Source organism: Acinetobacter sp. WCHA39, assembly GCF_002165385.1.
Taxonomy (GTDB): domain Bacteria; phylum Pseudomonadota; class Gammaproteobacteria; order Pseudomonadales; family Moraxellaceae; genus Acinetobacter.
The window spans coordinates 1-13,986 of sequence record NZ_NHRP01000029.1 but is presented as its reverse complement, the minus strand read 5'-3'; the positions used below and the strand labels follow the sequence as shown (position 1 = coordinate 13,986).

The window sequence follows — 13,986 nt, the reverse complement described above, 5'->3', positions numbered from 1 at the left end:
GTATCAAAAAAGCAGTTAAAGGTGCAGGGAAATTATGATTATCCCTGATTTAAACGAATTAGTTTTATTTAAATGATCGTAGGGAAGTTTTTGCTGAAATCCATTTGCTTCAAAGCTAGAAAATAAAAACCCGAACCATGTAAACATGATTCGGGCTGGGAGATTAGAAGACTTAAATTAGTCTTCAGATAAAGTCATTAAACTCGCATTACCACCGGCAGCAGCAGTATTTACGCTAATAGCGCGTTCAATGACTAGACGTTCTAAAGGAATCTGCTCATCTTTCTTGAGATGAGTAATGCCCACGATTGCTCCAGAACGGTTCGCAATTTTAGTTTGCAAATCTTGTAACTGTTCAACAGAACCATGATGAAGCACTGCATCAAACGCATCTTTTTCAACACTTGAAATCACAGTGATTGCATCTAAGACATCTTTTGGTAAAGACGCTTTGTGTTTTACTAAGAATGCATTGTCTTTCAACACAGCAGCAGTACTACTGACGGAGAAAATTGCAAGTAACTGTTGTAACTGGCTCGCTTCATCATCTGCGATAGAAAGCACACGATGACGAGGTAAGATAATATATTGATTGCTTTCGCCTGTTGGGCCTTGCAACTCGTAAAACTTACCAACACCAAATGCTGGGATTGTCGGAATTGCGTGAGGCATGTTTTGTTTAGCCCAAGTCAACAAGTTTTGGTAAGCAACATTTGATACAGCATCAAACTGAGAGATTTCAGCTTTCACCGAAAAAGGTGTTGCTAAAACTTTCTCTGAACAATGTTCCATTAAGCGGTACATATACAGTGGGCCACCCGCTTTAGGACCAGTACCAGATAAGCCCTCACCACCAAATGGTTGAACGCCTACCACAGCACCAACGATGTTTCGGTTGATATATAAGTTACCCACTTCAGCACGTTGGATCACTGTGTTAATCGTTTCATCAATGCGGGTGTGTAAACCCATGGTTAAGCCATAACCTTTAGCATTGATGCGATCAATCAATTGCTCAAGTTCACCATATTTATAGGTAATAATGTGTAAGACAGGACCAAATACTTCGCGCTCAAGGTCATCAAGGTTTGGTAATTCGATTGCTGTTGGCGGAACGAAAGTACCTTGTGCAAATGCCTGTTGGCTTGCAGCATCGTTAAACATCAATTGATGAACAGGGTAGCCCTTAGATTTCATCTTTTGGATGTGCGTATCGATGGTTTGTTTCGCTTCAATATCGATAACAGGGCCAATGTCAGTTTTTAAGATTGCAGGGTTGCCTACGATCAACTGCTGCATTGCGCCTTTCAACATTTTAATCACAGTTGCAGCACTGTCTTCTTGCACACATAAGATACGAAGTGCAGAACAACGTTGACCAGCACTGTCAAATGCAGAACTGACGACATCTAGTACGACCTGCTCAGTAAATGCAGAAGAATCGACGATCATCGCATTTTGACCACCTGTTTCCGCAATTAACGGAATCGGTTGACCATTTGGAGATAAACGTTTTGCCACAGTTTTTTGCAAGATTTTTGCAACTTCTGTCGAACCCGTAAACATAATGCCTTGAATGCGATCATCTTGGCTAAGTTGAGCACCAACAGTTTCACCACGACCCGGTAGAAGTTGAACAACGGCGTGTGGCACACCAGCTTCCCAAAGCATTTGAACTGCTTGCGCTGCAATGAGTGGTGTTTGTTCTGCAGGTTTGGCAATCACACAGTTACCACTGACCAATGCAGCAGCAATTTGACCAGAGAAAATCGCAAGAGGGAAGTTCCATGGGCTAATACACAAGACTGTACCTAATGGCTTTACTTGTGCATTTGCAGGCAAGTTTTCGATTTGTGTCGCGTAGTAACGCAAGAAATCAACGGCTTCACGAACTTCTGCAATCGCATTGGCATAAGTTTTACCACTTTCACGGCAAAGTAATACCATCAATTCTTGGATGCGAGCTTCCATCAAATCTGCAGCGCGTTTTAAGCAAGCTGCACGTTCAACTTTATCTGTTGCAGCCCAGCTTTGTTCAGCTTGTACCGCTGCTTCTAATGCCAGTTGTACATCCGCACTAGTCGCTTCATTCACATGACCGACAATTTCACTATTTTGTGCAGGGTTTGTAATTGCAATCGCATTACTTTGATCGTGAATTGTTGATTCAAATCCAAGTAAAGGCGCACTTTTCCAAATATGGCTACGGAGTTTTTGTGCTGTTGTATCTAATGCAGCTAAAGGCTGGTCGTTATTTAAATCAAAACCACTTGAGTTCGGACGTAATGGGTAAAGATCATACGGAAGTGGAATCGCAGGATGTTTTAAGCCAATCTGACCTTCATCTTTCGCAGCAGTTTGAATATCTTTGATTGGAGACTGAATCAAGTCTTCAACTTTTAACGTCTTATCAGCAATACGGTTTACGAATGAGGTATTTGCACCATTTTCAAGTAAACGACGGACCAAGTAAGCCAGTAAAGTTTCATGGTTACCCACTGGCGCATAGACGCGGCATGGTACACCAAGTTTATTGTCTGCTTTTGAACCTACAACTTGCTCATACAAAGGTTCGCCCATACCGTGTAGGCATTGGAATTCGTATTGACCTGGATAATATTTGCTTGGGTCTGCAAGTGTATAAATCGTTGCAAGTGATTGTGCATTATGCGTTGCAAATTGCGGGTACACTTGATCTGGTGCAGCAAGGAGCTTCTTCGCACAAGCAATATATGACAAATCAGTGTGAACTTTACGAGTAAACACAGGGTAATCCGTCATGCCGTCAATTTGCGCTTTCTTGATTTCGCTATCCCAATATGCACCTTTCACCAAACGGATCATCAGGCGTTTGTTACTGCGTTTTGCAAGATCAACGATATAATCAACCACGTAGAAACAACGTTTTTGATAAGCCTGAATAACGAAACCAATGCCTTTCCAATTCGCAAGTTTTGGTTCGAAACATAAACGTTCAAGCAATTCGAGGGAAATTTCTAAACGTTCAGACTCTTCAGCATCGATGTTTAAGCCGATGTCATATTGTTTTGCTAAGCATGCAAGTTCGAAAACTTTGTTGTAAAGCTCATGATGTACACGATCAATTTGCGCACGTTGGTAACGTGGGTGCAAAGCAGAGAGCTTAATCGAGATACCAGGACCTTCATAAACACCACGCCCGTTTGATGCTTTACCAATGGCATGAATCGCTTGAGTGTAATCGTTATAATAACGCTCAGCATCATGATCAGTTAGCGCAGCTTCACCCAACATATCGTATGAATAGCGGAAACCTTTGTGTTCAAATGGTTTCGCATGCTCAAGTGCTTCCTCGATGGTTTCACCCGTAACGAATTGCTCACCCATCATACGCATCGCAACATCAACCGCTTTACGAATGATGCCACGTCCACTGCGAGCGAGAAGACCTGTTAAAATACTTGATAAACTGGTTTGTTTAGGCGTTTCCATTAACTTACCAGTCAGCATTAAACCCCAAGCAGCAGCGTTTACGAACATGAGGCTACTTTGACCTACGTGCTCTTTCCAGTTGCCTTGATTGATTTTGTCACGAATGAGTAAATCACGTGTTGCTGTATCTGGAATACGAAGTAATGCTTCTGCCAAACACATCAATGCCACACCTTCTTGTGAAGAAAGTGAGAACTCTTGAAGTAAACCTTGAACAATACCCGCTTTTCCAGCCGAGCTTTTACGTTCACGTAAATTATGTGCAAGACTGAATGCTAATTCATAAATTTTTTGATCAAGATCAGGAGAAATATCTGCTGATTCTGCAAGTTGTTTAACCGCTTCATGCTCAGCACGTCGCCAAGCTGTATTAATGCGTTGCTCAAACTCACTTTTTTCTTTAAATTCGGTGATATAACCGTTTGTGTGAGCTGTGTCCATTTGTGCAGGAGTATCCAATGTATTCATACTAAATTCCAATAACAATCTCTAGAACATATTGAGTAGAGAGGTTTAGATAATTTATGATTACAGAATAAAACCCGAGTAACTCACTATAATTTACCTATTTTTTAGAGGAAAATTCAGTTGAATGGCCCTATTTATACATTAGATCGTACCGATCTGAAAATTCTGGATATTCTTCAAACAGATGGAAGAATTTCCAACAGTAAATTGGCTGAATTAGTGAACCTTTCGCCGACTGCCGTGATGGCTCGTGTCCAAAAGTTGACGAAGGATGAATTTATCTTGGGATATGAGGCAAAACTCAATCCGAATAAGTTAAATGCGAGTTTTCTTGTGTTTGTTGAGGTGCTTTTAGATAAAACCACCCCAAATGTGCTCGAGGATTTTATTGATGCGGTAACGCAATATCCTGAAATTGTTGAGTGTCATATGGTGAGTGGTGGCTTCGACTTTTTGATCAAATTACGTAGTGCAGGGATGGAGGAGTTTCGTCGTATCGCAGGACAAATTTTATGGCAACTTCCTGGGGTAAAGGAAACGCGTAGTTATCCTGTGATGCAGGTTGTGAAAGACAGCTCTAAAATAAAAATTAAATCAAGAACCAAATTTTAATAAAAGATTAAATAAAACAAAGGGGCTCGAAAGCCCCCTTAAATTTTAGTCAGAAATTTTATTTCATTTCTCTCGTATAGATTTCATCTGCTTGTTCAAAACGACCAGTCACAGTTGCGTTAGGTGCTTTACCAAGTAAGCTCACCACAACAATACTGATCAAAGCAAAAATGAAACCAGGAATAATTTCATAAATACCAGTACTAGCAAATACATTTTTCCAAACAATCACTGTAATTGCACCGATCACCATACCCGCTAAAGCGCCGTTTAGCGTCATACGTTTCCAGAACAATGACATGATAATCAATGGACCGAAAGCAGCACCGAAGCCAGCCCAAGCATAAGAAACTAAGCCAAGTACTTTACTATCGGGGTTTTGAGCTAAAGCAAGCGCCAACATTGCAACAGCGAGTACCATTCCTCGACCAATCCAAACTAACTCTTTTTGAGTTGCATTTTTACGGATCAAGCCTTTGTATAAATCTTCAGTTAATGCGCTTGAACATACCAATAACTGACAACTTAATGTACTCATGACTGCTGATAAAATTGCAGCAAGGATCACACCAACAACCCAAGGGTTGAATAAAATTTTAGTGAGTTCCATGAATACTGTTTCAGGGTTAGCTGTCACAACCGCTGCAAATTCAGGATGTTGATGGAAATACGCAATCCCGATAAAACCAGAACCAACTGCACCTGCCAAGCATAAAATCATCCATATCATACCGATACGACGAGCAGCAGGGATTGACTTAACAGAATCAGCAGCCATAAAACGAACTAGAATATGAGGTTGACCAAAATAACCCAAGCCCCAAGCAGCTGCTGAAAGAATACCAACGATACTTAAATTTGAAACAAAATCATAAGCGTGTGGGCGTGCACTCTCAAGAATTGCTGTAAATTCTTCGACACCTACACCCAAAGACATGTATGTGACGATAGGTAAAAGCAATAACGCAAAAATCATCAAACCAGCTTGGAACGTATCTGTCCAACTGATTGCCAAAAAGCCACCGATACAAACATAGCCAATTGTTGCAAACGCACCAAGCCATAAAGCGGTTTGGTAAGGTAAGTGGAACAATGTTTCAAATAGACGTGCACCAGCTACCATGCCAGAAGCACAATAAATCGCGAAAAAGATGAGAATAATCAGTGCGGAAGTTACACGTAAGATCTTTTTCTGATCATCAAAACGACCAGTGAAATAATCTGGTAACGTAAGCGCATTATTCTGAACCTCAGTATGAACGCGTAAACGTCCAGCCACAAGATACCAGTTGAGCCATGCACCAATGATTAAGCCAATTGCAATCCATGATTCAGATAAGCCTGTCAAATAGATTGCCCCAGGTAAACCCATGAGTAACCAGCCACTCATATCGGATGCACCCGCAGATAAGGCGGTAACGAAACTACCTAGGCTTCGTCCTCCAAGAATATAATCATCAAGGTTTTTGGTAGAAAAATAGGCGTATAAGCCGATACCAAGCATGGCGATAATATACACCACGAACACAACAACAGTGGGATTCGAAAAATTCATAATGGATGCCTGTCCTTACATATCCATAACTGTGCAATCCCATCTGAATAGACAAAAATGATTCACTATTCTAACAAGACTGATAAGGTCACAGATTCAAGCACGAATGATTTTTAAAATACTGTTTTTTTTTGTGTATTGTTTGTATATTTTATGTAATTTAAATTAAGTGTATGAATCTTAATTTTTAAATCTAAAAAAGCTCACTTTTTTTTAATAAAAGAAAGATATTTGCGGCTTAAAAATAGGCTATATGTTTCAAATTATTACCAAAGCAAAAAAATGATAGAAATAACAGGTATTTTTGAACAGAAAAACAGAGTGAAATGACAACACATGTTGTTACAAAAACAACAATACAGAGAAATTACATTATAAAAAGCTCGTAATGTTAAGCAATTCTGCTAATGAAAATTTATTTGAAATCTTCCATATTATTTCTTTGCACCATTAGGGTGCATTTTCTGAGAGAAATGGAAAGTGGACACGGTTCAAGCAGCAACCATAAGAATAGAGCATGATTTACTTGGCGCAAAAGAAGTGCCAATGGATTGTTATTACGGAATTCATACTTTACGCGCAATTGAAAATTTCAAAATCTCTTCGCAAAAAGTTGGACAAAATAGTCACTTTATTCGTGCATTAGCACAAGTGAAGAAAGCATCTGCTCAAGCGAATCTAAGTTTCGGAAAACTCACGGAAACACAAAGCCTTGCTATCCAGCATGGATGTGATGCTTTAATCAATGAAACTGAAAAATGGCAGGACTCATTCCCGATTGATATCTATCAGGGTGGAGCAGGCACGTCGATTAATATGAACACGAATGAAGTCATTGCCAATATTGCCCTTGAGTCATTGGGATATCAAAAGGGTCAGTATGATGTGATCCATCCAAACGACCATGTCAATAAATCGCAGTCAACCAATGATGTGTATCCAACAGCAATTCGTCTATCTACCTATTGTTCACTGGATGCATTGTTTACACAAATGGATAAGTTGATCACTTCATTTGAGGAAAAGGCCATTGAGTTTCGCTATGTGTTGAAAATGGGGCGTACCCAACTCCAAGATGCAGTGCCGATGACACTTGGGCAAGAATTTCATGCATTTGCAACTTTATTAAAAGAAGATGTTCGTCTGATTAAACGTACACGCGAGTTGTTGCTTGAAGTCAATTTAGGCGCAACTGCAATTGGTACTGGTGTAAACACACCTAAAGGCTATGCTGTAAAAGTAGTTTCGTGTTTGAAACAAATTACAGGTTTAAATTTAGTTGGTGCTGAAGACTATGTTGAAGCAACCAGTGATTGTGGCGTCTTTATTATTTTATCGAGTGCCTTAAAGCGTCTTGCATGTAAACTTTCAAAGATTAGCAATGATTTACGTTTGCTAAGTTCAGGACCTCGTACTGGTTTGGGTGAAATCCAATTACCTGAATTACAAGCTGGCTCATCAATTATGCCTGCAAAAGTAAATCCAGTTATTCCAGAAGTTGTAAATCAGATTGCATTTAAGGTGATTGGTAACGATCTTACGATTACATTTGCAGCAGAAGCAGGACAGTTACAGTTAAATGTCATGGAGCCTGTGATTGCAATTTCCCTCAATGAGTCAATTGAGCTATTAACCCATGCGATTCAAAGTTTGGATGAAAAATGTGTACGTGGAATCAAAGCACATGAACAAGCATGCCATGATGCGGTCATGCGTAGTGTAGGGATTATTACTTTGCTCGATCCATTATTAGGTCATGCTTTGTGCGATGAAATTGGTAAGCAATGTATTGCAGAGAATAAAACTATTCAGGAGGTTGTGCTAGAGCGAGGTTTACTCACACAGGCTCAACTTGATGAAATTTTCTCTTTTGAGAATTTGGTTTCAGAAGTAGATGGTATTCAGGTTGATTATGTTGCTTAATTAATTAAGCATAAATAAAAAGCCCAGTTTTTGACTGGGCTTTTTAATGTTTGAATTTATTTAAAATTACAAACCTGATTCATATTCACTATGTGAAAGTAGTTTTTCAACATCAGCGATGTTGTCTGGCTTGATCTTATAAATCCAGCCTTTGCCGTATGGCTCTTCATTGACAAAATCAGGATCATCTTCAAGCGCATTGTTTACTTCAACGACTGTGCCTGAAACAGGGGCATGAATGTCAGAAGCAGTTTTGACTGATTCAACAATACCCGCCTGTTCAGTTGCAGTCACATGGCTGCCTACTTCTGGTGTTTCCACATAGACTAAATCGCCCAACTCATCCTGTGCATGGTCACTGATTCCAGTAACAACTAAATCACCTTCGATTCTTACCCATTCGTGTGTTCGTGCATATTTTAAATCTGCTGGATGATTCATGACAACTCCTTAAACAATCTGTTGTATCATTTTATTTGGCTTTATACAGGTTTTTTAGTTAAAAAAAAAGTGTTGATAAATGAAGCACTTTGCAATATTACAAATAAGGGTCTTTACGCCAGTTACTCGGACTGCGTCCACTCCAGCGCTTAAATGCACGGCTAAAATTCGCTACATCAGAATACCCTAATTCATCAGCAATTTGTTCTAAACTATAATCTGTTCTGGATAGTAAAGATGTTGCATGACGATAGCGTACTTCATCTACCAAGGTAGAGAAGGATGTACCTTCAGCTGCTAGCTGACGTTTTAGAGTGCGATCTGACATATGCAGAAGCTCAGCAACACTCTCGATGCTTAAATAATGCTGTTCTGAATTGGTTAAAATATCACGTACACGCATTGCAAGGCGACGACGTTCGCCTAAAGCAGAAAGTTCAGTTTCACACTGATTAATTGCAATTTGGCTGGCAATTGGATCTGCATTGACCATTTTTAAACCGAGGTATTTTTTATCAAAACTCGAAATTAAATGTGGCTGATTAAAACGTACTGTACTGGTTAATTTATCACGATATTTATCAAAGCCCACAGGCTCAGGGAAATCTAAATCAACTTCACTCTTTAAGTCTTCAATTCCTGTCAAGGCTTTGGCCATGGTCATAATACCAATCGTTAAACCTAAGATAATTTCAGTACGTAATGGTTCAACTTCAATATCACATTGTAGTTGTAAGGTTGCTTTAGATCCAAAAGTAGAAAAGTAAAGTTGTAAAAAAGGTAAGCGTAATTGAATGAAACGGCTTGCAAGTGCAATTGCATCGGTAATGTCATGCGCAGTCATAATGGCGTAGCCAATGAAACCATGAATCGAAATTCGCATTTGCGTACCTAGGTGAAATCCTAATGTACTTTCACCCGTTAGGCGCAAAGCGTGTTTCACCAGTTCATTTGCAATCGGTGTTGGAATTCGATAATTCGGATCGGCCAGTTGCTCACTGGTTAAGCGAAATGGGGCAAATAAGGTTTCATCGTTATATCCCCAACGAGAAACAACATCCAATAGCAATAAGCCATAGACACCTGGTATGCCCTGATCTTGACGAGTTGAGGTTGTTTTCATGTGCTTTCCGTGGCGCTCATCAATTTTGCCAATGTCTTTTAAACATTTAAGTTTGAAACATCTTTACACGAAATAAAATAATCAATCATAAAAATTGTTGGACAAAAAATTCACCTAATCATTCAAAAATCAGGTTGGTTTTCTGAAAACCATAATTTTAGTTGTTGATATTAATAGCACATCGCCATGTTGGTTCAAAGCCTGCGTGACATAGCTGACGATACCACGATCAATTTTGGTTTTAGATGGCACAATTGCCGTAATTTCAACTTCTACATGTATCTTATCGCCAACACGTGTTGGGCGGGGCCAGCGTAAACTGGATTCTGAACCCAGTAAACCACCTGCGATGGGAAAACATTCGGTCCACAAACGCATGGTGATTGCTGAGGTATGCCAGCCGCTAGCAGCTAAACCTTGAAAAATAGGATGTTGCTCAGCTGCTTGCTCATCTAAATGAAATGGTTGGGGGTCATACTGGCTTGCAAATTGTTTCACTTCTTCAAGCGTGATTTCATAGTCACGACTCATGAAGCGATCTCCAATATTTAAGTCTTCTAAATACAACATTATTCTGTGTCCTGAGTCACTGCTCGCTCCTCAACTAAAAAACCACCTGTTTGGCGTTTCCATAATTGTGCATACAAGCCATCATTTGCAATAAGCTGCTCATGTGTACCTTGTTCAGCAATTTTGCCTTGATCAAGTACAATGAGACGATCCATTTGAGCAATAGTAGATAAACGGTGTGCAATTGCAATGACTGTTTTGCCAACCATTAAGTCATTTAAACTGCTTTGAATCGCGGCTTCAACTTCTGAGTCAAGCGCACTTGTTGCTTCGTCTAAAATAAGAATAGGTGCGTCTTTCAAGAAAACTCTAGAAATAGCAATACGTTGACGTTGGCCGCCAGAAAGTTTTACGCCACGCTCACCGACATAAGCATCAAATCCAACACGTCCTTTCTGATCAGTCAATTGTGGAATAAATTCTTCTGCTCTGGCTTTTTTGATAGCAAGCTGAATCTCTGCTTCAGTCGCATTAGGGCGACCATATTTGATATTTTCAGCCACCGTACGATGTAATAGAGAAGTATCTTGAGTGACCAGTGCAATATTTGCACGTAAACTATCTTGTGTAACATCATGGATGTTTTGTCCATCAATCAAGATACGACCCTGATTAATATCATAAAAATGCAAAAGTAGCTGAATAAGGGTAGATTTACCCGCGCCAGAACGACCAACAATACCTATTTTCTCACCAGGCTTAATCGTAAGATTAAAATGATCAATTACATTTTTTTGATTATAAGCAAAACTAACATCTTCAAAACGAATTTCACCCTGTTGAACTTTTAGTTCAGTTGCATCTTTTTTATCTTGAATCTGGATAGGCTTACCTAGAGTTTTCATACCATCTTGAATGGTACCAACATTTTCAAACAGCATGGTGATGTGCCACATGATGAATTCCGCTAGGCTATCGAGTTTTAAAACCATCGCCGTGGTTGCTGCAATTACACCAATAGCAGCTTGACCTTGTGTCCATAACCAAACAGAACTACCAATCACGCCAATAAAGAGAAAAGCACTGAGTAAACGAATGCTGATTTGGTATTTCACAGCTAAGCGCATCTGTTTGTAAACAGTGACCATAAATTCTTGCATGGACTCTTTTGCATACTGACTTTCACGACCAGCATGTGCAAACAATTTCACAGTTTGAATATTGGTATAAGCATCGGTAACGCGTCCAGTCATAATAGCGCGCGCATCTGCCTGTTGTTGTGAAACTTTACCAAGTCGAGGAATGAAATAACTGGCAATCGCGATAAATAAGATCAGCCATAAAAGCAAGGGGATGATTAAAACAGGTGAAATAGAGCCTAATACAAAGCTAATCGTAATAAAGTAAATCAGTACATAAACCAACATGTCACCAAGGATCATCCAAAACTCACGAACTGCTAATGCAGTTTGCATAACTTTGGCAGACAAGCGGCCAGCGAAGTCGGTATGGAAAAAATCTAAGGTTTGTTGCAACAATAAGTTATGGAATAACCAGCGCATACGCATTGGAAAATTACTAAATAACACTTGGTGTTTGACGATAGATTGCAAACTTACGAAGAAAATATTTGCGAATAAAATACTTATGAGAATAGTTAGATTTTCATGATTCGTTTCTAAAAAGGTATTAGGCTGACTTTTAGTGAGCCAATCAACTAGTTTACCAATATAAGAAAAGAATAATGCCTCAAAGCACGCTGCAGCAGCTGTACAAGCAATAAGTAAAAAGAGGAATGGTCTGACTCCTTTCGTTGATTGCCAAACAAAAGCAAAAAAAGTAGTCGGTAATGGTTTGTTTAAATCTTTCGTTGGGTAAGGATCAACTAATTTTTCAAACCAACTCAGCATTACACTTATCCTCTGATAAAATTCTAATTCAGCTAGTTCAGTAGCATATCAGAAAATTAGCTTTAGAGATGAAAAGAGCGAATGTGGTTTTGTTCGCAAAAGGATAATTAAATTCCCAATTTAATTTCGAAAATAGTTTATTTTAAATAAGATTTGTTATTAATTTTTTCTTAACAAATAATATGATAAATGAAATTGCTAACGAATTATTTCAATTAATCATTAGCAATCTAAATGGTTGATATTAACGAATGGTGTAAATGGTATCGAAGTTAACATCTACTGAACAAATAAGTAAATTACAAATTAAATTATTGTTTAGTAAATTTGAAATTTGATTACTTAGATTCATTTCAAATGCCGTTAATTCTCTCATGATTATTTGGCATGCGTTATTAAATTCATGAATATTCCAGTCTTTATTAAATAAAAATTTTATAGCGTTTAAATTGTTTAATTCATACATCAAGGTGTAATGAAGTGAGAATCCTTTATCATCAACTATATTTGAACTTTGGAAGAGAATTGGTTCGAGTTGATTCGCTTTGATGAGCATTAATGAATCAATTATTTTGTTTCTAAGCTCATTATTTAAGCTATTAAAGAAACCAAAAGAAAATGTTGCAATGACCGCAGCATCCATCCAAAGTGTAGATTTATGACTCTTTTTTTCTAAATGAAGTTCTATAAATTCAGATTGATTTCCGATATTCTCAGTTTGGGAGAAAAATGAGTAATCTTTTTCATTTTTGAATTTTATTGCTGAGTGAGGCATCTTCTAACTCATTATTACATTAATTAATAATATTGATACATAATGATTTTTTTAAATTAAAATTCAATAGGTTTTATTAATATTTATTTCTTTTGATTGGTTATTGATCCGAAAATGCCTATTTGATCAATCTTTCTATTTGGAGAGTTATAATAAGTTAATTATATTAAATTAATATGAAAGGTATTTAATAATATTTAAAACTTAGGGGTATTATCTCATTTTTTATAGAAACTGCGAATGAGATCTAAGTTTTGTATTCAAATAACTATTAGTAGGATAGAAAATTTCTGTCTTTTCCCCACAAGTGTTTAGGAGATAAAACTGATATAAGTGAGAGACATTTTAGATGTATGTTGAACGAGTCGGTTTGATACAAAAGATGGGAAACCTAAGCGAGTAGTTAACAGTCTACGGATTGGTAATGGAGAGGAGTGTACCCACTTAAAGTTCTATTTGTTTCATAGAGGAAGAGCAAGACACTACACTAGGCAATTATTTAAAAATTCATTTGAAATACAACTTTTACAGTGAAAAATCAATGCATAAAACGTGATACAAGGCGTATACTCAAATTAACCATTACAATCACATAGGATTAGAAATGCTTCTTAAATTTGCGATTCGCTTTATGGCTGTCCTCCTTTCAGTACTTATCTTGGCTGCTATCGTTATTCAGTTCTTCTTCTCAAGCAAATTAACCACAGATTTGTGGATTATTGTAGTTCCTGTGATCTTAGGTATTCCAATTGTTACCTCAGTCGTAATTGCTAAAGACGATGAGTTAAGCATTCAGTGATACATACATGAATAATTAAAGTAACTATTTAAAAAGCTCATGCCAATGGGCTTTTTTCTTTGTACACGACAAAAAAAGATAACTCATTGAAATAATGGCATAATACTTGTTTTTTAACGACGAATATCATGAAACATTTCAATGAGTTACATCTCATCTTAAACAAATATCTAAAGTGGAACAAGTCACATGCAAAATGTTTTACACTGATTATGCTGGCATTAATTGTAAAACAGAGCTGTTAATTGAAAATGACATTAACTTTTGTATACGTGTTAAAAACACTTTATTGTGACCAATCACTTAGCCAAGAATCATAAATTTAGTGATTTATTTCGTCATCTTCAAGTTGGTCAAACTGAATGTCGTAAACGACGTATTTGGGTTGGTCGAGTGAAA

The 13,986-nt window shown here is 38.0% G+C and carries 10 protein-coding genes and 1 pseudogene; 4 read left to right on the top strand and 7 right to left on the bottom strand.

The window, feature by feature from the left end; translation table 11 throughout:
* Positions 1-177 precede the first annotated feature (177 nt).
* Positions 178-3,939 carry a trifunctional transcriptional regulator/proline dehydrogenase/L-glutamate gamma-semialdehyde dehydrogenase gene (gene putA, locus CDG56_RS13080; protein WP_087548122.1) on the bottom strand — a complete coding sequence of 1,254 codons (3,762 nt, stop codon included), beginning with the start codon at positions 3,937-3,939 and terminating at the stop codon, positions 178-180.
* A gap of 120 nt (positions 3,940-4,059) precedes the next feature.
* Here putA and CDG56_RS13075 point away from each other — a divergent pair, with 120 nt between their 5' ends.
* Positions 4,060-4,551 (top strand): Lrp/AsnC ligand binding domain-containing protein, encoded by a 492-nt coding sequence (locus CDG56_RS13075; protein WP_004662457.1) that lies wholly within the window; start codon positions 4,060-4,062, stop codon positions 4,549-4,551.
* Between the two features lie 58 nt (positions 4,552-4,609).
* Here the strand turns inward: CDG56_RS13075 and putP are convergent, their stop codons facing one another.
* Positions 4,610-6,106, bottom strand: a complete 1,497-nt coding sequence (gene putP / locus CDG56_RS13070) for a sodium/proline symporter PutP (RefSeq protein WP_087548121.1) — start codon at positions 6,104-6,106, stop codon at positions 4,610-4,612.
* A gap of 480 nt (positions 6,107-6,586) precedes the next feature.
* On the opposite strand from putP, the gene aspA reads away from it, so the two are divergent.
* Entirely contained in the window at positions 6,587-8,029 is a 1,443-nt protein-coding gene (aspA, locus tag CDG56_RS13065) for an aspartate ammonia-lyase (protein WP_087548120.1), read from the top strand.
* Positions 8,030-8,095: 66 nt separating this feature from the next.
* On the opposite strand, the gene gcvH is transcribed toward aspA, so the two are convergent.
* The 5 genes from gcvH to CDG56_RS13040 all read right to left on the bottom strand — a co-directional run bounded on the left by gcvH (position 8,096) and on the right by CDG56_RS13040 (position 12,788).
* A complete protein-coding gene (gene gcvH / locus CDG56_RS13060) occupies positions 8,096-8,470 on the bottom strand; it encodes a glycine cleavage system protein GcvH (RefSeq protein WP_087548119.1) in 375 nt (124 codons plus the stop codon).
* 97 nt (positions 8,471-8,567) lie between these two features.
* Positions 8,568-9,593: an AraC family transcriptional regulator gene (locus CDG56_RS13055; RefSeq protein ID WP_087548118.1), complete on the bottom strand. Its 1,026-nt coding sequence runs from the start codon at positions 9,591-9,593 to the stop codon at positions 8,568-8,570.
* A gap of 129 nt (positions 9,594-9,722) precedes the next feature.
* The gene (locus CDG56_RS13050; protein ID WP_087548117.1) at positions 9,723-10,163 is read right to left on the bottom strand and encodes a MaoC family dehydratase; all 441 of its coding nucleotides are present in this window, start codon (positions 10,161-10,163) and stop codon (positions 9,723-9,725) included.
* Positions 10,163-12,013 (bottom strand): ABC transporter ATP-binding protein, encoded by a 1,851-nt coding sequence (locus CDG56_RS13045; protein WP_087548116.1) that lies wholly within the window; start codon positions 12,011-12,013, stop codon positions 10,163-10,165. Before CDG56_RS13045 ends, CDG56_RS13050 begins: the two co-directional genes overlap by 1 nt.
* Before the next feature lie 244 nt (positions 12,014-12,257).
* A complete protein-coding gene (locus tag CDG56_RS13040; RefSeq protein ID WP_087548115.1) occupies positions 12,258-12,788 on the bottom strand; it encodes a hypothetical protein in 531 nt (176 codons plus the stop codon).
* Between the two features lie 604 nt (positions 12,789-13,392).
* On the opposite strand from CDG56_RS13040, the gene CDG56_RS13035 reads away from it, so the two are divergent.
* Positions 13,393-13,587, top strand: coding sequence for a hypothetical protein (locus CDG56_RS13035; protein ID WP_087535879.1), 195 nt, complete (start codon positions 13,393-13,395; stop codon positions 13,585-13,587).
* A gap of 128 nt (positions 13,588-13,715) precedes the next feature.
* A pseudogene (locus CDG56_RS13030) lies at positions 13,716-13,986 on the top strand (hypothetical protein); the annotation flags it as partial.